The sequence below is a fragment of the Sulfitobacter sp. W027 genome (assembly GCF_025143985.1).
In the GTDB taxonomy this organism is placed as follows: domain Bacteria; phylum Pseudomonadota; class Alphaproteobacteria; order Rhodobacterales; family Rhodobacteraceae; genus Sulfitobacter.
In genome coordinates, this window is sequence record NZ_CP083564.1 from 3,325,491 (window position 1) to 3,348,705 (window position 23,215).

At 61.4% G+C, this 23,215-nt stretch carries 23 protein-coding genes; 7 read left to right on the forward strand and 16 right to left on the reverse strand.

The features are described 5' to 3' along the window. Window positions 1-2: 2 nt before the first annotated feature. The 11 genes from K3759_RS16350 to K3759_RS16400 all read right to left on the reverse strand — a co-directional run bounded on the left by K3759_RS16350 (window position 3) and on the right by K3759_RS16400 (window position 11,399). Window positions 3-908, reverse strand: coding sequence for an ABC transporter permease subunit (locus tag K3759_RS16350; RefSeq protein WP_243261746.1), 906 nt, complete (start codon window positions 906-908; stop codon window positions 3-5). Beyond that, on the reverse strand, window positions 908-1,915 hold the full coding sequence (locus tag K3759_RS16355; protein WP_259983406.1) for an ABC transporter permease subunit: 1,008 nt from the start codon (window positions 1,913-1,915) through the stop codon (window positions 908-910). The genes K3759_RS16350 and K3759_RS16355 overlap by 1 nt, the downstream gene beginning before the upstream one ends. Then, window positions 1,909-3,018 (reverse strand): Xaa-Pro peptidase family protein, encoded by a 1,110-nt coding sequence (locus K3759_RS16360; RefSeq protein ID WP_259983407.1) that lies wholly within the window; start codon window positions 3,016-3,018, stop codon window positions 1,909-1,911. Before K3759_RS16360 ends, K3759_RS16355 begins: the two co-directional genes overlap by 7 nt. 77 nt (window positions 3,019-3,095) lie before the next feature. Then, window positions 3,096-4,688: an ABC transporter substrate-binding protein gene (locus tag K3759_RS16365; protein WP_311199010.1), complete on the reverse strand. Its 1,593-nt coding sequence runs from the start codon at window positions 4,686-4,688 to the stop codon at window positions 3,096-3,098. 64 nt (window positions 4,689-4,752) lie between these two features. Next, on the reverse strand, window positions 4,753-5,343 hold the full coding sequence (locus tag K3759_RS16370) for an XRE family transcriptional regulator (protein WP_259985673.1): 591 nt from the start codon (window positions 5,341-5,343) through the stop codon (window positions 4,753-4,755). A gap of 202 nt (window positions 5,344-5,545) precedes the next feature. Beyond that, the gene (locus K3759_RS16375) at window positions 5,546-6,352 is read right to left on the reverse strand and encodes a metallophosphoesterase (RefSeq protein ID WP_259983409.1); all 807 of its coding nucleotides are present in this window, start codon (window positions 6,350-6,352) and stop codon (window positions 5,546-5,548) included. Next, window positions 6,349-7,137 (reverse strand): ATP-binding cassette domain-containing protein, encoded by a 789-nt coding sequence (locus tag K3759_RS16380; RefSeq protein ID WP_259983411.1) that lies wholly within the window; start codon window positions 7,135-7,137, stop codon window positions 6,349-6,351. The genes K3759_RS16375 and K3759_RS16380 overlap by 4 nt, the downstream gene beginning before the upstream one ends. Continuing rightward, the gene (locus tag K3759_RS16385) at window positions 7,134-8,105 is read right to left on the reverse strand and encodes an ABC transporter ATP-binding protein (RefSeq protein ID WP_259983413.1); all 972 of its coding nucleotides are present in this window, start codon (window positions 8,103-8,105) and stop codon (window positions 7,134-7,136) included. Before K3759_RS16385 ends, K3759_RS16380 begins: the two co-directional genes overlap by 4 nt. After that, window positions 8,102-8,920: an ABC transporter permease gene (locus tag K3759_RS16390; protein WP_259983415.1), complete on the reverse strand. Its 819-nt coding sequence runs from the start codon at window positions 8,918-8,920 to the stop codon at window positions 8,102-8,104. The genes K3759_RS16385 and K3759_RS16390 overlap by 4 nt, the downstream gene beginning before the upstream one ends. Beyond that, on the reverse strand, window positions 8,917-9,861 hold the full coding sequence (locus tag K3759_RS16395; RefSeq protein ID WP_259983416.1) for an ABC transporter permease: 945 nt from the start codon (window positions 9,859-9,861) through the stop codon (window positions 8,917-8,919). Before K3759_RS16395 ends, K3759_RS16390 begins: the two co-directional genes overlap by 4 nt. Before the next feature lie 50 nt (window positions 9,862-9,911). Next, complete coding sequence (locus K3759_RS16400) at window positions 9,912-11,399, reverse strand: ABC transporter substrate-binding protein (RefSeq protein WP_259983418.1); 1,488 nt, start codon at window positions 11,397-11,399, stop codon at window positions 9,912-9,914. 240 nt (window positions 11,400-11,639) lie between these two features. Between K3759_RS16400 and K3759_RS16405 the strand changes: the two genes are divergently transcribed. Beyond that, window positions 11,640-12,770 carry an FAD-binding oxidoreductase gene (locus K3759_RS16405; protein ID WP_259983419.1) on the forward strand — a complete coding sequence of 377 codons (1,131 nt, stop codon included), beginning with the start codon at window positions 11,640-11,642 and terminating at the stop codon, window positions 12,768-12,770. On the opposite strand, the gene rlmN is transcribed toward K3759_RS16405, so the two are convergent. Continuing rightward, entirely contained in the window at window positions 12,767-13,948 is a 1,182-nt protein-coding gene (gene rlmN, locus K3759_RS16410) for a 23S rRNA (adenine(2503)-C(2))-methyltransferase RlmN (protein WP_259983420.1), read from the reverse strand. The genes K3759_RS16405 and rlmN overlap by 4 nt on opposite strands. An 89-nt stretch (window positions 13,949-14,037) precedes the next feature. Further along, a complete protein-coding gene (locus K3759_RS16415) occupies window positions 14,038-14,538 on the reverse strand; it encodes a MarR family winged helix-turn-helix transcriptional regulator (protein WP_259983421.1) in 501 nt (166 codons plus the stop codon). 234 nt (window positions 14,539-14,772) lie between these two features. Here K3759_RS16415 and ectA point away from each other — a divergent pair, with 234 nt between their 5' ends. Genes ectA through K3759_RS16435 form a run of 4 tightly spaced genes read left to right on the forward strand, consistent with a single transcriptional unit; the run spans window position 14,773 to window position 18,493 of the window. Next, window positions 14,773-15,306: a diaminobutyrate acetyltransferase gene (ectA, locus tag K3759_RS16420; RefSeq protein ID WP_259983422.1), complete on the forward strand. Its 534-nt coding sequence runs from the start codon at window positions 14,773-14,775 to the stop codon at window positions 15,304-15,306. A 53-nt stretch (window positions 15,307-15,359) separates the two neighbouring features. Continuing rightward, window positions 15,360-16,652 (forward strand): diaminobutyrate--2-oxoglutarate transaminase, encoded by a 1,293-nt coding sequence (gene ectB, locus K3759_RS16425; protein WP_259983424.1) that lies wholly within the window; start codon window positions 15,360-15,362, stop codon window positions 16,650-16,652. 6 nt (window positions 16,653-16,658) lie between these two features. Next, window positions 16,659-17,051 (forward strand): ectoine synthase, encoded by a 393-nt coding sequence (locus tag K3759_RS16430; RefSeq protein ID WP_259983426.1) that lies wholly within the window; start codon window positions 16,659-16,661, stop codon window positions 17,049-17,051. A gap of 5 nt (window positions 17,052-17,056) precedes the next feature. Next, a complete protein-coding gene (locus K3759_RS16435) occupies window positions 17,057-18,493 on the forward strand; it encodes an aspartate kinase (protein ID WP_259983427.1) in 1,437 nt (478 codons plus the stop codon). 294 nt (window positions 18,494-18,787) lie between these two features. Here the strand turns inward: K3759_RS16435 and K3759_RS16440 are convergent, their stop codons facing one another. Next, complete coding sequence (locus tag K3759_RS16440; RefSeq protein ID WP_409202494.1) at window positions 18,788-19,312, reverse strand: invasion associated locus B family protein; 525 nt, start codon at window positions 19,310-19,312, stop codon at window positions 18,788-18,790. A 186-nt stretch (window positions 19,313-19,498) separates the two neighbouring features. On the opposite strand from K3759_RS16440, the gene K3759_RS16445 reads away from it, so the two are divergent. Then, entirely contained in the window at window positions 19,499-20,479 is a 981-nt protein-coding gene (locus tag K3759_RS16445) for an asparaginase (RefSeq protein ID WP_259983428.1), read from the forward strand. Between the two features lie 20 nt (window positions 20,480-20,499). Here the strand turns inward: K3759_RS16445 and K3759_RS16450 are convergent, their stop codons facing one another. Further along, the gene (locus K3759_RS16450) at window positions 20,500-20,814 is read right to left on the reverse strand and encodes a YciI family protein (RefSeq protein ID WP_259983430.1); all 315 of its coding nucleotides are present in this window, start codon (window positions 20,812-20,814) and stop codon (window positions 20,500-20,502) included. 144 nt (window positions 20,815-20,958) lie between these two features. Next, complete coding sequence (gene serB, locus K3759_RS16455) at window positions 20,959-21,834, reverse strand: phosphoserine phosphatase SerB (RefSeq protein ID WP_259983431.1); 876 nt, start codon at window positions 21,832-21,834, stop codon at window positions 20,959-20,961. 154 nt (window positions 21,835-21,988) lie between these two features. Between serB and K3759_RS16460 the strand changes: the two genes are divergently transcribed. Next, a complete protein-coding gene (locus K3759_RS16460; RefSeq protein WP_259983432.1) occupies window positions 21,989-23,152 on the forward strand; it encodes a phosphoserine transaminase in 1,164 nt (387 codons plus the stop codon). The last annotated feature ends 63 nt before the right edge of the window (window positions 23,153-23,215 follow it).

A 23,215-nucleotide genomic window follows, 5' to 3' on the forward strand; every position in this document is an offset into this window, starting at 1 on the left:
AATCAGCTCCGCTTTAGTTTCGGGTCGAGGGCGTCGCGCAACCCGTCGCCCATGAGGTTGATCGCCAGCACGGTGACGAGGATCGCAAGGCCGGGGAAGGTCACGACCCACCAGGCGCGCAGAATGAACTCGCGCGCTTCGGCCAGCATGGTGCCCCACTCGGGCGTGGGCGGCTGTGCACCCATGCCGAGGAAGCCCAAGGCGGCGGCGTCGAGGATCGCGGTGGAGAACGACAGCGCGGCCTGCACGATGATCGGCGCAAGGCAGTTCGGCAGCACGGTCACGACCATCAGCCGCAGGGTGCCAGCCCCGACAACGCGGGCCGAGGTCACGTAGTCCTTTTGCCGTTCCGAGAGCACGCTTGCGCGGGTCAGGCGCACGTAATGCGGCTGAAGCACGATGGCGATGGCGATCATCGCGTTGGTCAGCGATGGCCCGAGGATGGCGACCAGCACCAAGGCCAGCAGCAGCGATGGGAAGGCCAAGATGATGTCCATGATCCGCATGATGATGCTGTCGAGCCATTTCGGCGCGAAGCCTGAGATCAGGCCCACAATGATCCCGCCGGAGGCGGCGATGGAGACCACAACGATGCCGACAAAGAAGGAGTAGCGCGCGCCGACGATGAGACGCGAAAGCATGTCACGGCCCAGCGGGTCGGTGCCGAGGATGTGGCTCCATGTGCCGCCGTCCTGCCAGACGGGCGGTTGCAGCGTGGCTGCGCGGAACTGTTGGGTCGCGTCATGCGGGGCGATCCACGGACCGAACAGCGCCAGAAATGCGAAGACAGCAAAGATCCACAGACCAATCACGGCCCCACGGTTTTCGCGGAAATAGAACCAGAACTCGCGCAGGCGGCCGGGGCGCGCGTGTACCATTTCGGCTTCGGCAGAGAGTGCGTCGTCCATTAGCGTTTCCTGATCTTGGGGTTGATGATGCCATAGAGCATGTCAACGGTGAGGTTCACGACCATGACCATGACGGCGATCAGCAGCAGGCCACCCTGCACCACCGGGTAGTCGCGGCGGAAAATGCTGTCGACCATCCACTTGCCGATGCCCGGCCAGCTAAAGATAGTCTCGGTCAGAATGGCCCCGGCTAGCAGCGTTCCGACCGAGAGGCCGATCACGGTGATGACGGGAATAAGCGCGTTGCGCAGCGCGTGGATCCCATTGATCCGGCCCGGAGACATGCCCTTGGCGCGCGCGGTACGGATGTAGTCTTCGCCCAGCACTTCAAGCATGGCCGAACGGGTCTGCCGCGCGATCACGGCCAGCGGGATGGTGCCCAGCACGATGGTCGGCAACAACAGGTGTCTGACCGCCGAGACAAACGCGCCCTTCTGCCCAGAGGCGATACTGTCGATCAGCATAAAGCCAGTGGCGTCGGGGAAGTAATAAAGCAGATCAATCCGGCCCGAGACCGGCGTCCAGCCCAAATTGCCCGAAAACACGATAATCAGCAGCAGCGCCCACCAGAAGATCGGCATCGAATAGCCCACCAGTGCGGTCGACATCAGCGCCCGGTCAAAGAACTTGCCCCGATTCACGGCGGCAATCACCCCCGCGGGCAGGCCCAAGGCCACCGCAAAGATCATCGCGCAGACAGACAGTTCCAATGTCGCCGGGAAGAGCGAGAAGAACTCATCCCAAACAGGTCGTTTGGTGACGAAAGAGTTGCCCAAATCGCCCTGCAGAACCCCAGTAAAATAGTCCCAGAACTGCACATAGATCGGCCGATCAAAGCCGAACTGCTGTTGCAGCTCCAAGTAGCGTTCTTCAGAAATGCCGCGCTCACCCGCCATGACGACGATAGGGTCGCCGGGCAGCACGCGGATGAAAGCGAATGAAATCAGCGTGACGCCGATAAAGGTCGGGATGAAGGTCGCAAGGCGCGACAAGACATATTTCAGCACGGGAGCACCATCAGTTCCTTCGGAAAGTTGGTCAGGGATTTGTAGCCATCTTCGGTGATCAGCACGTCATCTTCGATGCGCACCCCAAAGTTGCCGATCTCATAGAGACCGGGTTCGTTGGTGTACACCGTTCCGGCGGGTAAAGTCATATGGTTGCCGCGCATGATATAAGGCGCTTCATGCACATCGCGGCCAAGGCCGTGGCCTGTTTTGGTACGGATGCGGTCGGCATAGGGCGAGGCTTCGAGCACGCCCGTTACCACGTCGTCGATCTCATGCGCCGTGACGCCTGCGCGGGTGGCCTCCAGCCCGGCGAGGTTGGCGCGCAGCACGGTGTCATAAACCTCGCGCCCCTCATCGCTGACGTGGCCAAGGAAAACGGTGCGGGTGATGTCAGCGGCAAAGCCGTTCTTGCGCGCACCAAAGTCGATCAGCAGCGCATCGCCTGCTTTGACGCGGTAATCCTCGCGCGCTTTGGCATGCGGGCGGGCTGAGCCGTCACCTGCGGCGACGATGGGCGCAAAGGACAGATCATCAGCCCCTTCGGCAAAGACCATCTGCACAAGTTTCTGTTCGATCTCTTTCTCGGTCTGACCGAGCTTCACAGAGTCGAGCGTGGCCCGCAGGGCGCGTTCGGAAATGTCGATGGCTTCTTGCAGGGCGGCGACTTCGGCCTCGGTCTTGATCATGCGGGGTGCGGAGATTTCACGCTCCGCGTCGATGATCCGCAAATCGGGCTGCGCTTTCTTCAGCGCGTGATGCACAAAGACGCGCATCACTTGGCCCTCAACGGCCAGCGAGGTGATGTTCAGATGCTGCGTCAGCGCGGCAAAGGCATCGTCATAGCCTGTCTGGTCGCGCCAATCAAAAACGGCACCCTCAAAGCCCACCAAGTCCCAGCTGCCCAACTCTAGGTTCGGCACCAGTGCGGCGGCGGGGCCGCGCGCGGGGATGACCAGAACAAAAGGGCGCTCGTGGCTCATGAAGGCATGGTCGACGGCGCGCGTGAAATTCGGGCCGGGCACCAGCGCCACGGCGTCCACCGATAGGTCAGCGGCGATATCGGCATAGGCCGAGAGGCGATCATTCAGTGAAGGGGACATGGGCTGGCTTTCGGGCTGGCGAAGTTAATAAAATGGGGACGGCACGAATGCCGCCCCCTTTGGTCGTAGCGGCAGGGTTACTGCTTCAGGCCAACTTGGTTGAAGATGTGGCCCCCCAGCGGGTGCACGACATAGCCTTCAACTTCGGGACGCATGGTCATGTAGACGACCGAATGCGCGATGGTGGCCCAAGGGGCTTGATCCTTGAAGATCTGCTGCGCTTCTTCGTACAGCGGCGCACGCTCTTCTTGGGTCGGCAGAACCTTGGCTTTCTGGATCAGCGCGTCGAATTCCTCGTTGCACCACTGAGCGCGGTTGGATTTCTCGACACCGTCACAGCCCAGCAGAACCGCGAGGAAGTTGTCTGGGTCGCCATTGTCACCGGTCCAACCCAGCAGCACCGCGCCATCACGATCCTTGGACTTGGAACGCTCAAGATACTCACCCCATTCGTAGGAGACGATTTCAACATCGACGCCAACTTTGGAGAAGTCTTCCTGCATCAACTCGGCCATACGGCGGGCGTTGGGGTTGTAGGGACGCTGAACCGGCATTGCCCAGATCTTCATGGACAGATCGGTGACGCCTTCTTCCTCAAGCATCGCCTTGGCGGCCTCGGGGTCATAGTTGTCGTCTTCGATGGCGTCGTTGTAGGACCACATGGTCGGCGGGATCGGGTTCTTGGCGATTTCGCCGGAACCTTGGAACACCACGTCGATGATCGCCTGTTTGTCGATCGCCATGTTCAGCGCTTTGCGGACATTGGCGTTGTCAAAGGGCGCGACCTGCGTGTTGTAAGCCAGATAGCCCACGTTCAGGCCTTCCTGTTCCATCACCACGATGTCTTCGGCGTCTTTCATCGCCTGAACATCGGCAGGGTTTGGATATGCCGTCACGTGGCATTCACCCGCCTGCACCTTCTGGTAACGGACCGACGCGTCGGGCGTGATCGCGAAGATCAGGCTTTCGACTTTGGCTGGGTCGCCCCAGTATTCGTCGTTACGCAGGTAACGGATGACCGCGTCTTTCTGGTAGGCTTGGAACCGGAACGGACCGGTGCCGATGGGCGCTTGGTTCACCATTTCAGGTGTGCCAGCTTCCATCATCGCGTCAGCATATTCCTTGGACACGATCGATGCGAAATCCATGGCCATGTTGGCGATGAAGGGCGCTTCGGGGCGGGTCAGGTTGAAGACCACGGTGTAATCGTCGACCTTTTCGATGCTCTCGATCAGGTCGGGCATAGACATGCCGCCGTAGTATTCCCATGTGCCGCCAGAGACGGTATGATAGGGGTTTTCCTCGTTGCCCTGACGGTCAAAGCTAAAGATCACGTCGTCGGCGTTGAAGTCACGTGTCGGCGTGAATTGGTCATTGGAGTGGAATTTCACACCCTGACGCAGCTCGAAGGTTACCTTCATGCCGTCTTCGCTGACTTCCCAGCTTTCGGCCAGCGCGGGGATGACTTCGGTCGTGCCGACTTTGAACTCGGCCAGACGGTTGTAGATCGGGTGGCTGGAGGCATCGAAAGTGGTGCCTGCAGTGTAAAGCGCGGGGTCGAAACCCTCGGGCGAGCCTTCGGAGCAATAGACCAGCGATTGAGCCGAGGCGGCTGTGGCACCCAGTGCCGCCAGCATGGCGCCTGTGGCCAGTTTTGTTTTAAAAGACATAATTTTCACTCTCCTGATTGGTTTGTTTTTTGGCAGCGGTTTGTCCGCCGCAGGTGATACGCCCTTACGGGCGTGACGACGCGAATGCGGTGGCTATTGCCCCTTCATTCGGACGTATTCTGTTGGCGCCAGCGGCCTGTTCGTATTGCATGCGGCCCACCCAAAGGACGCGCGCGGGTTTGTCGGTTTTGTTGGACCATGAATGCGGGCTGCTGCCGAGGTAATGCAGGCTGTCGCCGGGCCGCATGATATGTTCCCCCCCATCGACGACCTGCGCGATCTCACCTTCAAGGATATAGATCACCTCTTCGCCCTCATGCACGACCTCTTCCGAGGCATAGCCCGGCGGCACGTTCATGATGTAGGAGGACAGCTCATGGCCCGGAAAATCAGCGCCGATCTTCTCATATTCGATGGAAGACCCCGACACGGCAAAACGCGGACGTTCTTCGGCGCGGGTCAGGCTGTCTTGGGTCTTGGGCGTGTGGATGAAAAAGCTGACATCAACTTGAAGCGCCACGGCGATCTGCGACAGGGTGCCCAGCGACGGTGTCGCGCGGCCCCGTTCAACTTGGCTCAGATAGCCGACCGACACACCGGAGGCTTCGCCCAGCTGCTGCAGTGTCAGGGACAAACGGTGACGTTGCTTGCGCATACGTGCGCCAAGCGTGGATACAGTATCGCCATTGGCAGTTGGCAAATTCACCCTCCCCGTGAACAGCGACCCGATCTGACGCCGGGTATAGCCTTTCCATGTATCGCTGTGTGAAATTAAAAAGGTTGAGGGTCAACAATAATTTTTTTACTGCGCTGCGGCACGGGGGCTAGGGCTGCAGCGACATTCAGTGGATGTCGTTCTACTCAAAGGATTTTAACTGATCCCGGTCAATTCGCGCCAATTCACGCGCCGTCGGGTCAAGCGGGGCGAAAGAGATGCTTAGCCCGCTTGGCCGCCATTCGCAGATCCCGAATCCGGTGCCCTCGACAATGCGTAGATCGCGGGTCTCGGTCAGGTCGACGGTGGAATGCAGCCCGTTGGAGATCACCACCGGGATGCCGTGCCAATGGCTCACCCGGTTCACATGTACATGGCCTGAAAGGATCCCCGCCACGCGCTGGCCTTTGAGCATCTCGGCCAAGCGCGCACTGCTCGCCTCATCTAAACTGCCCCATGCCAAGGCTTCGGGATCAATGCGCGGCGGATGGTGGAGGACCAAGAGTTTCGGCTGTTCGGGGTGACGCTGCACCGCGGCCCCGAGGAATTCAAACTGCGCGTCATCCAGCGCCCCGGCTACCTTGCCGGGCACGCTGCTGTCTAATGTAATGACATGCAGATCACCCTGCCGCGCATCGTGGAAATAGGGCGCATCGGCCAGCCCCGGCGCAAAGACCGCGTTGAACCCGGCGCGCTTGTCGTGATTGCCAAGCGCCATCACCAGGGGCGCGCGGAGCGGCGCAAGAATGTCGCGCACCAACTCATAGCTCTCCCGGTCGCCTTGGTTGGTCAGATCACCGCTGGCCACCACGAAATCGGGCTGCGGGTCCATCGCGTTGATTACCTCCACCACGCGGCGCAGCGTGGCGGGCGTGTCACTTTGCAGATGCGAGTCGTTCAGATCGGGGTGCGAGATATGCAGGTCGGTCAGGTGAACAAAGCGGGTCATGGGCGTACTCCTGCAGCTTTCAGCAGGGTTTTCGTATAAGGGTGCTTAGGCGCGCGCAACACGTCAGCGGCGGCACCGCTTTCCAACGTCTTGCCGTGCTGAAGCACCAGCACCCGGTCACAGATCGACGCCACCACTGCAAGGTCATGGCTGATAAAGACCATGCCAAGGCCCAGATCATCTTGCAGGTCCATCAGAAGATTAAGAATTTGCGCCTGAACCGAGACATCCAAGGCCGAGACCGCCTCATCCGCGACCAGCAGCGCGGGGCGGGTGATGATGGCGCGGGCAATGGCGATACGTTGGCGCTGCCCGCCTGAGAACTCATGCGGATATTTGCCTGCGTCGGCTGGGTGCAGCCCGACTTGCTCCAAGGCTTCGGCGACGCGATGGGTGATATTCTCCGACTCTCCGTTGGCGCGCAGCGGTTCTGCAATGGACCAGGCGATGCGGCGGCGCGGGTTGAGCGAGCCAAAAGGGTCTTGGAATACCATCTGAAAGCCGCGCCGCAACTTACGCAATTCCTCTGCGGTCAGGCCGTGCAGATCGCGGCCCTGAAACAGCACCTCCCCCGCGTCCGGAACCTCAAACGCCATGATGAGCCGCGCCAAGGTCGATTTGCCCGAACCACTTTCGCCGACCACGCCCAAGGTCTCTCCGGCGCGCAGCGAAAATGCAGCCCCCTCTAGCGCCGTCAGCATGGGTGCCCGGCGCAGAAGGCTTTGCCGTGGCAGCTTGTAGTGGCGGGTGAGGTTGCGGACCTCCAAGAGCGGCACGTCACTCATGGGCGTGCCTCCGTCAGTAAGTGACAGGCAGCACCGCGCCCGACGTCTGTCTGCGTAAATACCGGGCGCTGCGTGGCGCATTGGGGCAGTTCGACCGGACAGCGCCCTGCGAAACGGCAGCCTTCGGGCAGACCATGCAGGGGCGGGACCGTGCCCGGAATGGTCGGCAACCTGCGCCGTTTTCCATCCGCATCCCGTCCCGTCACACCGGCATCGGGCCGCGCGCCCAACAGCCCTTTTGTATAGGGATGCGCGGGCGCGCCAAGCACCTCTGCCGTCGGGCCGCGCTCCACCATATCGCCCGCATACATCACCACGATGTCTTCGGTGGCACGCGCCACGGCGGCGAGGTCATGGCTGATGAAAACCAGCGCCATCTCCCGCTCTCGCGCCAGCCGTTGCAACAGATCGGTGATCCGTAGCGCCACATTGGCATCCAATGCGGTGGTCGGCTCATCCGCGATCAGCAGCATCGGGTTGCAGGCCAAGGCCAGCGCGATCAGCACCCGCTGGCGTTGGCCGCCCGACATCTCGTGCGGGAACTGCCGCAGGCGTTGATCGGGGTCTGGGATGCCCACCTCTTCGAACAGGCTCAGCGCCCGAGCGCGGGCCCCGCGGCGCGTCAGGCCATCATGCAACAACATCGGCTCCATCACCGTATCGCCCACGCGTCTAAGCGGGTTCAGCGCCGCCATCGGCTCTTGAAACACCATCGCCACCCGGCGGCTGCGAAGGCGCTGCCAGTCCCGCTCGGTTGCGCTGGCCATGTCCTGCCCGTCAATGCGAAGCCGCCCAGTAAGGCGCGCGCTGTCAGGCGCCATGCCCATCAGGCAAAGCGCCAACAGCGTCTTGCCAGATCCGCTTTCGCCCACGATGCCCAGCTGATCGCCGCGCCGGATCACCAAATTGGCATCGCGCAGGGCGGCGGCATGGCCAAACTGAACCGAGAGGTTGCTCAGTTCAATCATCGCGCCCGCACCAAACGGGGGTCGGTGATGTCGCGCAGCCCGTCGCCCAGTAGGCCAAAGCCCAGTACAGCAATGACGATACAAAGACCGGGATAGATCGCCAGTTGCGGGGCGAGATACATTAAGGTCTGCGCCTCCGACAACATCCGCCCCCAGCTTGAGGCGGGCGGCTGTGCGCCAAGGCCGAGATAGCTCAGCGCCGCTTCGGCCAAAATCGCCACGGCAAACTCGATGGTTGCCTGCACGATGATTGCGGCGGCGATGTTCGGCAGGACGTGATCGCGGCTGATCGCGAAACGCCCCCGCCCCGCCGCGCGTGCAGCGGCGACATAATCGCGTGTCCAGATTTGGTTGGCCGAGGCACGGGTGACGCGGGCGAAGATCGGGATGTTGATAAAGGAGATCGCCAGCACCGCATTGGTCAGCGACGGCCCGAAAACCGCTGCTAGCATGATCGCGAAGAGCAACGCGGGAAAGGCAAAGCCGAGATCGGCAAGCCGCATCACCCCATCCTCGACCCAACCGCCAAGCGCCGAGGCGAGCAACCCAAGCGCTACGCCGATGCTGCCGCCTAAAAGCACCGCCACCAGCGCCACGGTCATCGAATTGCGCGCCGCCGCCATAAGCTGCGCCACGACATCGCGGCCCAGTTGATCGGTGCCTAACCAATGGCTTGCCGAAGGCGGCGCGAATTTGGTCGAGATCGACATGGTCTGCGGGTCATGCGGGGTCCAGATCAGCGACAGGGCCGCCACCCCGACCACGAAGCTAACAAGAACCGCCCCCAACAAGAAGTTCGCCGGGAGCCGCTTCATGCCCGCGCTTTCAACCGAGGGTCGATCACGACATAGAGCAGATCGACCACGAAATTCGCCGTGACCACGATGGCGGCGAACAGCATCACCAGCGCCTGTACCGTGGGCAGGTCTCGGTTGGCGATGGATTGGAAGATCAGCCGCCCAAGGCCGGGCAGGTAGAAGACGTTCTCGATTACGATCGTCCCCGTCACCAACGCCGCAAACTGCATCCCGACAATGGTGACAATCGGCACCAGTGCATTGGGCAGCACATGCCTCCACAGTATCCGCCGGCGCGACAACCCACTGGCCCGCGCAGTGCGCACGAAGTCCTGCCGCATCACCTCCAGCGCCGAAGACCGCGTGACCCGCGCCAGCACCGCCGACTGCACCAGCGCCAGCGCCACCGTGGGCAGAATGAGCGAGCGCAGCGCAGCGACCGGATCGTCCCAGCCCGCAAAGCCCCCGGGGGGCAGCCAACGCAGCTTCACCGCAAAGAGCATCACCAAGAGGATCGACAGCCAGAACGCCGGCACGGCGATGCCAAGCTGGCTGAGGAACATCACCCCCCAGTCGCCCGCGCGGCCATGCTGCGCCGCCGCTGTGATGCCAAGGCTCAGGGCAAGCACCAGCGTCACCAACATCCCCGCCACAGCGAGTGAAATGGTCATCGGCAGCCGCTCGGAAATCAGTTCCGAGACCGGGACACGGAAAGAATGGCTCAGGCCGAAATCCCCCTGCAGCGCGTTCCAGACCCATGAGAAATAGCGCGTCACCAGCGGCGCGTTCAGTCCCAACTGCTCGCGCAGCGCCGCCAGCGCGTCCTCGCTGGCGTCCATCCCAAGGATCGTCAGCGCTGGATCGCCCGGCAGCACGTTCATCACGGCAAAGACCACGACCGACACGGCCAGCAGAGTCAGCACGAAACCAAGCGTGCGGCGGAAAAGGAAATAGGCCACGGGGTCAGGTCCAATGGCTGCAGCACGCGTGGCACCGCAGCCGGTTTAGGTCAATTGGCGACGCTGACGCCCTTGAGCGGCATGTAGAGCACGGGCGAAGAGGACCAATAGCCTTCTACCCCCTCGCGGAAAACACCGAGCAGTGGCAGCTGGAACAGGAAAGCATGAACTGACTGATCCGACAGCATCTGCTGGCCCTGCTTGAGCAATTCATCGCGCTTGGCCGGGTCGACCTCTGTCGTGATCTGCTCCCATAGGGCGGTCATCTCGGCATTGTCATAGCCGTAGAAGTAGTCCGGCCCACGGGCGAAATTGCCCATGTCGTTGGGACTGGTGTGGGCGATGATCGTCATGTCGTAGTTCTTCTGCTTATAGACCTCATCGATCCAGAAGCCCCATTCGACATTCTCAACTTTGGCGTCGATCCCGGCCTCTGAAAGCTGGTTCTGAATGATCTCAGCCGAGCGGGTGGCGTAGGGGAACGGCGGCACGCGCAGGGTCATGGCGGCGCCGGCCACGCCGGCGGCTTCAAACATCTCCTCGGCCTTGGCGCTGTCATGCGGATAGGCGTCCGTCAGGTCGACATAGGCGGTGCCATGCGGCGGGTAGAAGCTGCCGATGGGCACGGCTTGGCCGTACATCGCGCCCTCGATGATCTCGTCCCGGTCGATGGCGGTGGCCACGGCGCGGCGCACCTCGACGTTGTCGAAGGGCGGCTTGGCGTTGTTCATGGCGAGGATCACTTCGCCCTCGGTCGAGCCAACGTTGACGCGGAAGCGCGGGTCGGCTTCGAACTGCGGCAGCAGCTCCGGCGCGGGGAAGCCGGGAAAGGCGTCCAGCTCTTCGGCCATCATTGCCGCTGTCGCCGCGGCGGGGTCTGAGATGAAGCGGAAGACGACCTTATCGAGCGCCACATCGGCGGCATCGCGGTGATCGGGGTTCTTGACCAAAGTCAGACGGTCGCCACGGGTCCAGCTGTCAAACTTGAAGGGGCCGGTGCCCACAGGGTTGGCGTTGTTGGTCTCCGCGCTCTCGGAGGCCACGACGGCGCTGTCGCCCTGCCCCATGTTGAAGAGGAAAAATGCGTCCTTGGCCTTGAGCGTGATCTCGACCGTTTGCGGGTCAACAGCTTTGACGCTTTCGATCGGCTCGAAGATGTCCTTCGAAGGGTTCACGCTGTCCTCGCCCATGGCGCGGTCGAAAGAATAGACGACATCCTCTGCATCCAGCGTGCTGCCGTCGTGGAAGGTCACGCCTTCGGCGAGCTTGAACGTGTAGGTCAGACCGTCCTCGGAGACCTCCCATGAGGTCGCAAGGTTGGGCTGAACCTCCCCGTTCTCGGCCACGGTTGTGAGCGATTCGAAGACGTTTTGCGTCATCATGCTGTCGATGGAGGCGGTGGCATCCGCCGTCGGGTCGAGCGACGTGGGCTCCTGTTGCATACCGATGACAAGCTCGGCGGCGGCAGAGGCCGAGGCCATAAGGCCGAAAGCCAGTGTTAGCGCGGGCAGGGTTTTGGTGAGGGGCAAATGAGACATGGGGCAGCACTCCTGTTGGCAGGAGCACCATGCGACCTGTCCGGCCGAGCGCCCCCTTTATGACAGACTGCGACGGGCGGGGGCGTCCGGTCAACGGCTTTGCGGCGCTGCGGAAAAACTTCATGCAATTGCAACACTCTGGCTGGCTTCACCGGATGGGTTATAAGGTTGAGATTGACCGTGGTTCGGCCCTTTTGCCCAATGGACGGCGGTGCTAGCCTCCGCGCAAAGGGGGCATCTATGAACAATTCAACCATCGGTTTCGATTGCATTGTCGTCGGCGCGGGCATCGCGGGCGCTTCTGTCGCGGCTGAACTCTCCAGCGACCGCCGGGTTCTTCTGCTGGAGCGGGAAAGCCAGCCGGGCTATCACACCACGGGCCGGTCTGCCGCGCTGTTCACGGTGACCTATGGGCCGAAGGTGATCCGCGCCCTTTCCCGCGCCTCCGCCGCCTTTTTCAACGATCCCGCCAGCCCCTATCTGGACCACCCGTTGCTGGAGCCGCGCGGCGCAGTGTTTATTGCACGACAGGACCAGCAAGCATCGCTGGCACGCACTGCCGAGGAACTAGGGCCGCATGTGACACCGCTGACCGGAGCGGAGATCGAAACCCTTGTGCCGCTGCTGCGCAAAAGCTATGCCACTGCCGGGCTGCGCGATGCCTCGGCGGCAGATATAGACGTGAATGGGCTACACCAGCATTACCTTAAAACCTTCCGCGCGGCGGGCGGGGTTTTACAGACCAAGGCCGAGGTGCTGTCGCTCCGCAAGGAGGGCGATTGGCAAGTCGAGACCCATCAGGGCATGTTCCACGCGCCCGTCGTCGTTAATGCAGCGGGGGCCTGGGCGGACGGGATCGCCACAATGGCGGGCCTCACCCCTGTCGGCCTGACCCCGAAACGCCGCACCGCGCTGACCGTGGCCCCGCCTGAGGGCATGCTGCCAGACCGCTGGCCTATGGTGGTGGATATAGACGAGCAGTTCTACCTCAAGGCCGATGCAGGCAAGCTGCTGATCTCTCCTGCAGACGCGACCCCCTCCGCGCCCTGCGATGCGCAACCCGAGGAGTTGGACGTGGCGATCTGTATTGACCGGATCGAAACCGCCTTTGACCTCAGCTTGCGCCGGATTGAGAGCCGCTGGGCCGGTCTGCGCAGCTTTGTGCCAGATGGCGATCCAGTGGCGGGATATGATCCTGATGGGGAAGGGTTCTTTTGGCTGGCGGGGCAAGGCGGTTATGGCATTCAAACCGCGCCTGCTTTGGCCCGCGCTGCCGCCGCACTGGTGCGGGGCGAAGATATCCCCGGCGACATTGCCGCCGAGGGGGTTACCGTGGCCGCCCTTGCAAGGGGCCGTCCGGGATTGGCTTAGCCGTTCATCCCAGCATCGGCTTCGATCTGCTTGCGCGACTTGCGCGCGCGTTCGGTGGCCGATTTCAACTGACCACAGGCGGCCATGATGTCTTCGCCACGCGGTTTACGCACGGGCGAGGCATAGCCCGCGTTATAAACGATATCGGCAAAAGCGCGGATGCGATTGTTGGACGACCGCTCGTAGGGCGAACCGGGCCATTCGTTGAACGGGATCAGGTTGATCTTGGCCGGGATGCCTTTGATCAACTTTACCAACCGATGCGCGTCTTCGTCGCTGTCGTTCACACCTTTCAACATCACGTATTCAAAGGTGATCCGCTCTGAATTGCTGACCTTGGGATAGGCGCGCAGGGCGTCGAGGAGTTCCTCAATATTCCAGCGTTTGTTAATCGGCACCAGCTTGTTGCGCACCTCGTCGGTGGTGGCGTGAAAGGACACGGCCAGCTGGCAGCCAATCTCGGCGGCGGTGCGATGGATCTCAGGCACAACGCCGGAGGTTGAGAGCGTGATGCGGCGGCGCGAGAGCTGGATCCCCTCAGGGTCCATCGCAATCTTCATCGCGTCGCGCACGTTCTCGAAGTTATAGAGCGGCTCACCCATGCCCATCAGCACGATATTGCTTAGAAGCCGCGCTTCGTCGGTCCGGGTGCCAGTCTCGGGCCATTCGTCCAAATCGTCGCGCGCCACCATGACCTGACCGATAATCTCAGCCGCGGTGAGGTTACGCACCAGTTTCTGCGTGCCCGTGTGGCAGAAGGAACAGGTCAACGTGCAGCCCACTTGGCTGGACACACATAGCGTGCCGCGGCCCTCTTCGGGGATATAGACCACCTCAACCTCATGGCCCCCCGCGATACGCACAAGATACTTGCGCGTGCCGTCTTCGCTTTCCTGACGGGTCACGACCTCAGGCACTTCGATCACGAATTTCTCTGCCAGTTCAGCGCGATAGCCTTTGGCAAGGTTGGTCATGGAGTCGAAATCGCGCACACCCCATTGATAAATCCACTGCCAGATTTGCCCCACACGCATCTTCGCCTGTTTCTCAGGCGTGCCGTTTGCGATCAACACATCTCGCATGGCGTCACGGGTCAGACCGACAAGGTTGATCGGCCCCTCAGGCAACTTGCGGGGGAGGGTCATCACGTCTTGGGTGATGGGCGCGGAAGCGGACATTTCAAAGACTCACAGGCTAGGGATGGGTCTCTATATAAGAAATGGCACGATTTGCAAAAGGGTTTGGCCGCGCGGGCATAGAGCCGCGCTCAATAGGCCTTCTTGCTTGTCCGCAATTCACCCGTCGCCAGAACCGGCGCGGCATCCAGACTGTCCACATTCAGCATCGCCGCCACCCGTTCTAACGAAGACACCAACTGCGCCTGCTCCCAATCCGCAAGATCCGCAAACGCGCGGACGTAGCGCTGTTGCAACGCATCGGGGGCTTCCTCCAACACATCCTCACCTTGGGTGGTCAGGGTGATATTGGTCTGCCGCCGATCCTGCGCCGAGGGCTGCCGCGATACCAATTCGCGTGCCACCAGCTTATCAACCAAAGCGGTCACGGTGGCTTGGCTCACCCCCATCTGGGTGGCGAGGGTCTTGGCTGTCGGGTCTATCTTCTCTCCCACGATCTGCAAAACACGCAGTTGCGCCGGGGTCACCCCCGCCGCCTGCGCCAAATCACGGGCATAAAGCTCTGTGGCGCGCAAAATGCGGCGCAAGGCGATCAAACTCTCGTCGACCCGGTCGGGATGTTTCTGCGTCATGGTGCATCCTTGCACATTGGGGGCAATTTCAGCAATCGGTCAAAACCACCCTGAACGCTTAGTATAGCTAAGCGAAACGGTCCAATTTCGTTAGTCCTACGAAACAAATATGCACATAAGTATGCCTCTGAAACCACGCTATAAGCGCATTTTCAGGTATTTTGCATTGAATGTTGAAGTATCACCCCACATGCCCTACTTAGCTTATCGAAACAATAAGGGAGCCCCGACCGGATGCAGAATGAACTCGACATAAAGAAAGCCCGCACACCCAAGCTGCGTAAGCCCATTGCCGAGGACGGAGCCGCCATCTGGCGGTTGATTCGCGACTGCAAGCCGCTCGACGAGAACTCGCTTTACGCGAACCTGATCCAAGCCGACCACTTCCGTGATACCTGTGTTGTGGCTGAAATGGGCGGCGACATCGTTGGCTGGATTTCCGGCCATATGATCCCTGCCCAAGACGCCTTCTTTGTCTGGCAGGTTGCCGTTAGCCCCAAGGCCCGTGGCCTTGGGCTGGGTAAAACCATGCTGATGGAACTGGTGAACCGCGATGAGACTGAGGACGCCAAGACCCTCAAGACCACGATCACCCGGGACAACGACGCCTCTTGGGGGCTGTTCCGCAGCTTTGCCAATCACGTCGGCGGCGACCTTTCGGATGCCCCGCACTTTACCAAAGACGCCCATTTCGAGGGCGCGCATGACACCGAACATATGGTGACGATCACGCTGCCCGAGACTGCCGCGCTCAAACGCGCCGCGTAATCCGCAGCTGACAATTCACACGACAGATTCTCTTGAAGAGAAAGGATATTCCTATGCCTAAAGACATGGCACAGAACACAACGATCTTTACCCGCCGCGAGAGCGAAGCACGCTCCTATTGCCGTGGCATGAACGCCGTTTTCACCCGCGCCAGCGGGTCGGAGATGTTCGATGAAGAAGGCAATCGCTACATCGACTTCCTCGCCGGCTGTTCCTCGCTGAACTACGGCCACAACGATGCGGACATGAAGGCCGCGCTGGTGGAGCACATCACCAATGATGGCATCGCGCATGGTCTCGACTTTCACAGCGACACCAAAGCGGCGTTCCTGAACGCCTATGAGGAAAACATCCTCAAACCGCGCGGCATGGACTACAAAGTTATGATGACCGGCCCGACCGGGACCAATGCCGTCGAAGCCGCGATCAAGCTTGCGCGTAAGGTGACAGGCCGGACCAACGTGATCTCCTTCACCAATGGCTTTCACGGCATGACCATGGGCGCGCTGGCGCTGACCGGCAACAAAGGTAAGCGTGGCGGCGCGGGCGGTGGCTCGTTGGCCGATGTGACACATATGCCTTTTGAGGGATCGCTGGGCGAAAATGTCGACACGCTTGAGATGATCGACGCGATGCTGTCGAACCCCTCCTCGGGCATCGACGCCCCTGCGGCATTCATCTTTGAGCCGATCCAAGGCGAAGGCGGTCTGAACGCGGCCTCCGACGCATGGATGCAGGGCATCGAGAAAATCGCCCGTAAGCATGGCGCGCTGCTGATCATCGACGACATTCAGGCGGGCTGTGGCCGTTCGGGCAGCTTCTTCTCGTTTGAGGCGTCCGGCATCAAGCCTGACATGATCACCCAAGCGAAATCGCTGTCCGGTTTTGGCCTGCCCTTCGCGGCACTGCTGATCGCGCCTGAGCATGACATCTGGAAGCCCGCCGAGCACAACGGCACCTTCCGCGGCAACACCCACGCCTTTGTCACCGCCCGCGTCGCGATTGAGAAATTCTGGTCCGACGACAAGTTCGAAAAGTCGCTGGCCGAAAAAGCCGTGGTACTGACCACCGCGCTTAAGGACGTCGCCGATCTGGTCGACGGTGCCACGCTGAAAGGCCGCGGCCTGATGCAGGGTGTCGATGTTGGCTCTGGCGAACTGGCTGGTGCGATCTGTGCACGTGCCTATGAGCTGGGCCTCGTGATCGAAACATCGGGCGCGAACGATGAAATCGTTAAATACCTCGCCCCCCTCACGACGCCGGAGAAGGTCATGCGCGAAGGGTTTGATATCCTCATGCAGGCCACCCGCGACGTGACCGGCAACATGAAACTGGCAGCGGAGTAACTGACAATGATTGTACGCGACTTTAGTAAACTTCAGGGCACCGACCGTCACGTGGGCGATGCTCAATGGACCTCCACCCGGATGCTTCTGGCCGACGACAAGATGGGATTTTCGTTCCACATCACCGTTCTTGAGGCCGGTTCGGAACATACGTTCCACTACAAGCACCACTTCGAGAGCGTCTACTGCATGAAGGGTAAGGGCTCGATCACTGATCTCGCCACCGGCGAGACCCATGAGATCACGCCCGGCGTGATGTATGCGCTGAACCTGAACGACAAACACATCCTGCGCGCAGAGGAAGAGCTTCACATGGCGTGCTGCTTCAATCCGCCCGTTACGGGCAAAGAAGTGCACCGTGAAGACGGCTCCTATGCGCCTGCCGAGGAGGTAGCGTAAGTTATATGACCCAACCGTCCCACACTGTCGAAAAAATCGGCGGGACGTCCATGTCCCGCGTGAACCAGCTCAAGGATACGCTCTTTGTCGGTGACCCTCAGGGCGCGGACATCTACGGGCGCGTCTTCGTGGTCTCCGCCTTTGGCGGGATCACGAACCTTTTGCTTGAGCATAAAAAGTCGGGCGAGCCGGGCGTCTATGCCCATCTGGCCAACGCCAGCAACGATCACGGCTGGCACGAAGCACTGACCCGTGCGTCCGCCGAGATGCAGCGTGTGCACCGCGAAGTGCTGGAGCATCCCGGCGACATCGAACAGGCCGACGCCTTTGTGTCCGAGCGCACCCATGGTGCCCGCAACTGCCTGATCGACCTGCAACGCCTTTGCGCCTATGGCCACTTCCGCCTGTCCGAGCACATGCTGCAAATCCGCGAGTTGCTCTCAGGTCTGGGCGAGGCACATTCCGCCTTTGTCACCACGATCCTGCTGCAACGCGCTGGCGTGAACGCCCGTTTCGTTGACCTGTCGGGTTGGCGCGATGAGGGGAACGTGACGCTGGACGAGCGGATCGCGCAGGCGATGGAGGGCATCGACCCGCAAACGGAAATGCCCATCGTCACCGGCTATGCGCAATGCGCCGAAGGGCTGATGCGCGAGTTTGACCGTGGCTATTCCGAAGTGACATTCTCCAAACTGGCGGCCCTCACCGGTGCGCGCGAGGCGATCATTCACAAGGAATTCCACCTGTCGTCCTGCGACCCGAAACTGGTCGGCGAACATGCCGTCAAGAAGATCGGACGCACGAACTATGACGTGGCGGACCAACTGTCGAACATGGGGATGGAGGCGATCCACCCCAAGGCCGCCAAGACCCTGCGTCAGGCTGATGTGCCGCTGCGCGTGACCAATGCCTTTGAGCCGGAAGACCCCGGCACGCTGATCGACGACCGCAAGGCAGAGACGCCCGCGGTGGAGATCGTCACTGGTCTGGACATCGTGGCGTTCGAATTGTTCGAGCAGGATATGGTCGGTGTGAAGGGCTATGATACGACGATTCTTGAGGTGCTCACGCGCCACAATGTGCGGATCGTTTCAAAGGTCTCGAACGCCAATACGATCACTCATTACCTTGATGCGTCGCTCAAGACGATGCGCCGGGTGGAGAAGGATCTGGCCGCGATCTACCCCGCCGCCGAGATCACCACCCGCACCCTGTCGATGGCTTCGGTCATCGGCCGCGACCTGAATGGGTTGTCAGTGCTGCAACGTGGCTTGGTGGCCATTGCCGAGGCCGGGCAAACGGCGATCGGCGCGAGCCAAGGACCGCGCAATGTTGACGTGCAGTTCATCGTCGAGCGCGAGTCGCTGCAGCCGGTGATTAAAGCACTGCATGGCGCGTTTATCGAAGAAGAGGCTGCGGCGCCGTTGTCGCGGGCGGCCTAAGCAGCTTCAGCAGTAATTTACGTCATCGCGGCCCTCCGGGGCCGCGATTTTTTTGTGCGAGGGCCAGCGCCTGCCCGCGGGTCGGCGATCCAACATTATGTCACTACCACTTTATGGTTCAGCCGAGGCGTGCGTTCGCAATGTCGTACCCAGCCTCGCTAAATCGCCTACCCGTCCGGGCGGGCAGGCGATGGCCCGGCGCCTGCGGCTTGACTCCGGGCATGGTGGCATGGGTCACCCACAAAAAACGGCCCCGCAAACGCGGGGCCGTTCCATAATCAAATTTACAGCAGATCAGCCGCCGCAACGCTTGGCTGCATCCTCAACCGCCGCAGTGAACCCCAGCAGCGAGAACTTATCGCTGGTCTGTGTGCCGCGCGATGAGCGGCCGACCAAAGTGGCGTCCGCGCCGCGTTTCATAGCGGCGATGATCTTGGCGTCATCCGACGTGGTCGCAGGCCATGCCCACTCTCCTTCGGTGAACAGCTCATAGCTATCGCCCGATATATCCATCGTCACGGTCGAACCGGATGCGAAAGGATAGCCGCCGGTGAAAGCAACCTGGCCCTTGGCCTCAGCCGAGGGACGGTAGAACACCATCAGCAATGTCTGACCCCGGTTCACTGCAACCACCCGCCCGTCGCGGGTGTTTACGACTTCTTTGGGGGTCGAGACGCCCCAGCACTCCGTCGGGTTATCTTCTACAAAGACGCTCCAGTCGGTCTTGGCAGCCACCCGATTGGTGCTCTGCTCCTGCGCCACTGCGCCACTTGCCACAAGGGCGAGCGCCCCAAGTGCAAGACCACATGTCTTCATCATTCCCATCTGTCCAGCCTCCAGCCGTCCTTGACCTCAACACGTCCACAGACCCCAATCGGGCAACCTCGGGCGGGTTGCTCTCTTGCGGGCGTCTGTTATCTGTTCGACACCAACCACAATAACGGCAAACGCGCGACCGACGAAACCCTGATTGGCAGGATTTCGCCCAGAAACAGGAAGAACCTCATGACCAAAGCAGCCCCATTTGCGGAAATCTGGCGCGGACCCTTTCTGGAAAGCGTGCATTCCGGGCATGCCGTGATCTGCGACGACAGCGGCCAGATCGTCGAGGCTTGGGGCGATCCTGAGAAAGTGATCCTGCCGCGTTCTTCGTCGAAGATGATCCAAGCGCTACCGCTGATCAATTCCGGCGCTGCCGACAAGGCGGGGCTAAGCACCGAACAACTCGCCCTCGCCTGCGCCTCGCACCAAGGGGCGGCGATCCACACCGACCGTGTTGGCGTCTGGCTCGACACGCTGGGGCTGAATGATGGTGATTTCCGCTGCGGCGCACAGGAACCCAATGACCGTGACGCCATGGAAGCGCTGATCCGTGCCCATGAAAAGCCCTGCCAAATCCACAACAACTGCTCCGGCAAACACGCGGGTTTTCTTACCTTGAACAAGCATCTCGGCACCGGACCGGATTATGAAAAGCCCGACCACGCGGTGCAAAAAGCCTGCCTTGAGGCGTTTGAAGCGGTCACGCAGGAAACCTCCCCCGGCTATGGCATCGACGGCTGCTCGGCCCCCAATCCCGCCTGTACCCTGCACGGCATGGCCCGCGCGATGGCGCATTTCGCCGCCGCCCCCGAAGGTTCTGCCGAAGCACGCCTGCACGAAGCAATGCGTCTGCACCCCGAACTTGTGGCGGGCAAAGGCCGCGCCTGCACGGAACTGATGCGGGCGATGGACGGCAAGGTCGCCCTGAAGACCGGGGCTGAGGGTTTCTTCATTGCCATCTGGCCCGAGCGCAAACTGGGCATCGCGCTCAAAGCCGCCTGCGGCACCACCCGCGCCGCCGAATGTGCGATCACCGCGCTTCTGGTCAAACTAGGTGCGCTGGATGCAAACCACCCTGCCGCGCTCAAGCGGATGAACGCGCCGATTACGAACTGGCGCGGGCTTCAGACCGGCATGTTGAAACCGGCGGCCGAACTGACTTAATCCGAGAAAGCAGGTCGCGCCTACATTTCGATGATGGGCGCGACCTCGACCGATCCGGTCCCATCCGCAACCATCGGACAGCCCTGCGCCATTTTGCAGGCGGCATCGATGTCATCCGCGCGCACGACCGTGAAACCTGACAGCGGATTGGCCCCGCCGTTATCGGCGACCCCATCCCCGCTTACGGTCTTGGACATCCCCACCGGATTGCCGGGATTCACGATCTGTGGCCCCATTTCCTCATACCACGCGCCCCAAGCGGCCATGGCCTTTTCGTCCTCTTCCTGAGAGTCTGGGGTCTTCCCCCCGTGATAGGCAAAGATAAAGTCCGGCATTGTTCGTCTCCCTGATTGCTGCGCGGCACTGGGATTGCGTATGGAGTCTGCCGTAAACATCGGACAGTGCGGTAGAAACCGGGGCAAGCTGTGCCTGCCCCATTACCGCCGCTTCCGCACTGCGAGTCAAATCAGGGTTTTGTGTTAGCCTGCGAATTCGCTGCGCGCATAGCCCTGCACAAAGAGCAGCGCAGTCAGATCACCGAAGTTGATGCGGATGTCACATTCCGCCGCGACAGAAGGCTTTGCATGCAGCGCCACCCCCATGCCAGCGCGGCCCAACATGCCCAGATCATTCGCCCCGTCGCCCACGGCAATGACCTGATCCTCGGTGATCCCCAGCTTCGCGGTGATCTCTTCCAGAGCGGCGACCTTCGCCTCACGCCCCAAAATCGGCAGCCCCACCTCGCCGGTCAGCGCGGCCTGATCGACCAGCAGCGTATTGGCACGGTTTTCGTCAAAACCCAGCATCTCGGCAACCTTGGCCGTGAAAGCCGTAAACCCGCCCGAGACCAGTGCAGCATAGCCACCGTTGGTCTTCATCGTGCCCACCAGCGCCCCGCCTCCGGGCATCAGGGTGATGCGCTCGGCCAAGACCTTGTCGATGACAGCGGCTTCCAGCCCTTTCAGCAGGCCGACACGTTCGCGCAGCGCGCCGTCGAAATCCAACTCGCCGTTCATGGCGCGGGCGGTGATCTCTTTCACATGCGCGCCAACGCCCGCTTCGTCGGCCAATTCGTCGATACATTCCTGCTGGATCATCGTGCTGTCCATATCGGCCAGCAGCATATTCTTGCGGCGGCCCTCGGTTGGCACGATCACCAGATCGACTCCCATCGACTGGCAGCTTTCCCAGACGTCCCAGCGGTTCTCCGGCATCTGGGTCAGCGAGAACTCCGCCGCCTCATCCGGGGCCAGCCAAAGCGCGCCACCCCCGCCCCATGCGTTGCGCAGGCTCTCGACCAACGCCGGGTCGAGGGAGGGGGTGGAGGGGGAGGTCAACAAGATTGCCGTGAACATAAGTTTCCGATCCGCATCATTCGCGCCGCGCAAAGCGACATGACCGGCGTCCTAGCGTCATTTTGCGACTTGTGCCAGCCCGGCCTCCCCGCGTATCTCGGCAAGTGGGACACCCTTCCCCAACGAAGGGCGATTATCTGAGAGGGTAGCATAAATGGCTATTGAACAACCGGCACTGCGCCCGGACGCGAAACCTGTTGCCGTACCGGCAAACCCCCGTTTCTCCTCCGGCCCCTGCGCCAAAATCCCCACATTCGATCTGACCAAGCTTGGCGACGCACCGCTGGGCCGCAGCCACCGTGCCGCGCCCGGTAAGGCGAAACTGCTCAAGGCGATCGAGACCACCCGCGAGGTGCTGGGCGTCCCTGCGGACTACCGCATCGGCATCGTGCCCGCCTCTGACACCGGCGCATTTGAGATGGCCATGTGGTCGCTCTTGGGCGAACGCCCGGCTGAGATGGTCGCTTGGGAATCCTTCGGCGCAGGCTGGGTCACCGATGTGGTCAAACAGCTGAAAATCGACGCGCAGGTCCACACCGCCGAGTATGGCGAGATCGTCGACATGGCGGCGCTGAACTATGACAACGACGTTTGCTTTACATGGAACGGCACCACCTCTGGCGTGCGGATGGCGAACGGCGATGCGATCCCCGCTGACCGCGCCGGCCTGACGCTTTGCGACGCCACCTCGGCGGCCTTTGCGATGGACCTGCCTTGGGACAAGCTGGATGTGACGACCTTCTCTTGGCAGAAGGTGCTGGGCGGCGAAGCGGCGCATGGCATGCTGATCCTCAGCCCCCGCGCAGTTGAGCGGTTGGAAAGCTACACCCCCGCATGGCCCCTGCCGAAAATCTTCCGTCTGACCAAAGGCGGCAAGCTGATCGAAGGCATCTTCAAGGGCGAAACTATAAACACGCCTTCGATGCTCTGCGTCGAAGACTACCTGCAGGCGCTGGACTGGGCGAAATCCGTGGGCGGCCTCAAAGGGCTGATCGCGCGGGCCGATGCCAACACCAAGGCGATTGCCGATTTCGTTGACGCGCATGGCTGGATTGATTTCCTCGCCACCGATCCCGCGACAAGGTCCAACACCTCGGTCTGCCTCAAGTTCACTGATAACCGCATTCAAGACGGCGCAGCCTTCGCCAAGGCCGTGGCCAAGCGGCTGGAAGCTGAAGGCGCGGCCCTCGACGTCGGCGCTTACCGCGATGCCCCTCCGGGCCTGCGCATCTGGTGCGGCGGCACGGTTGAAACGGCTGATATCGAAGCGATGCTGCCGTGGCTCGCATGGGCTTTCGAGACTGAAATCAACGCCTGAAGCATTCCGGCAGGCGCGTAACCCCACGCGCCGCCCCTGCCCCTATATTATTGAAAAGGACCA

Coding starts and splice junctions, on each gene's coding strand:
- K3759_RS16350 (WP_243261746.1), bottom strand. CDS start 908: ATGGACGACGCACTCTCTGCCGAAGCCGAAATGGTACACGCGCGCCCC.
- K3759_RS16360 (WP_259983407.1), bottom strand. CDS start 3,018: ATGTCCCCTTCACTGAATGATCGCCTCTCGGCCTATGCCGATATCGCC.
- K3759_RS16365 (WP_311199010.1), bottom strand. CDS start 4,688: ATGTCTTTTAAAACAAAACTGGCCACAGGCGCCATGCTGGCGGCACTG.
- K3759_RS16370 (WP_259985673.1), bottom strand. CDS start 5,343: ATGCGCAAGCAACGTCACCGTTTGTCCCTGACACTGCAGCAGCTGGGC.
- K3759_RS16375 (WP_259983409.1), bottom strand. CDS start 6,352: ATGACCCGCTTTGTTCACCTGACCGACCTGCATATCTCGCACCCCGAT.
- K3759_RS16380 (WP_259983411.1), bottom strand. CDS start 7,137: ATGAGTGACGTGCCGCTCTTGGAGGTCCGCAACCTCACCCGCCACTAC.
- K3759_RS16385 (WP_259983413.1), bottom strand. CDS start 8,105: ATGATTGAACTGAGCAACCTCTCGGTTCAGTTTGGCCATGCCGCCGCC.
- K3759_RS16390 (WP_259983415.1), bottom strand. CDS start 8,920: ATGAAGCGGCTCCCGGCGAACTTCTTGTTGGGGGCGGTTCTTGTTAGC.
- K3759_RS16400 (WP_259983418.1), bottom strand. CDS start 11,399: ATGTCTCATTTGCCCCTCACCAAAACCCTGCCCGCGCTAACACTGGCT.
- K3759_RS16405 (WP_259983419.1), top strand. CDS start 11,640: ATGAACAATTCAACCATCGGTTTCGATTGCATTGTCGTCGGCGCGGGC.
- rlmN (WP_259983420.1), bottom strand. CDS start 13,948: ATGTCCGCTTCCGCGCCCATCACCCAAGACGTGATGACCCTCCCCCGC.
- K3759_RS16415 (WP_259983421.1), bottom strand. CDS start 14,538: ATGACGCAGAAACATCCCGACCGGGTCGACGAGAGTTTGATCGCCTTG.
- ectA (WP_259983422.1), top strand. CDS start 14,773: ATGCAGAATGAACTCGACATAAAGAAAGCCCGCACACCCAAGCTGCGT.
- ectB (WP_259983424.1), top strand. CDS start 15,360: ATGCCTAAAGACATGGCACAGAACACAACGATCTTTACCCGCCGCGAG.
- K3759_RS16430 (WP_259983426.1), top strand. CDS start 16,659: ATGATTGTACGCGACTTTAGTAAACTTCAGGGCACCGACCGTCACGTG.
- K3759_RS16435 (WP_259983427.1), top strand. CDS start 17,057: ATGACCCAACCGTCCCACACTGTCGAAAAAATCGGCGGGACGTCCATG.
- K3759_RS16440 (WP_409202494.1), bottom strand. CDS start 19,312: ATGATGAAGACATGTGGTCTTGCACTTGGGGCGCTCGCCCTTGTGGCA.
- K3759_RS16445 (WP_259983428.1), top strand. CDS start 19,499: ATGACCAAAGCAGCCCCATTTGCGGAAATCTGGCGCGGACCCTTTCTG.
- K3759_RS16450 (WP_259983430.1), bottom strand. CDS start 20,814: ATGCCGGACTTTATCTTTGCCTATCACGGGGGGAAGACCCCAGACTCT.
- serB (WP_259983431.1), bottom strand. CDS start 21,834: ATGTTCACGGCAATCTTGTTGACCTCCCCCTCCACCCCCTCCCTCGAC.
- K3759_RS16460 (WP_259983432.1), top strand. CDS start 21,989: ATGGCTATTGAACAACCGGCACTGCGCCCGGACGCGAAACCTGTTGCC.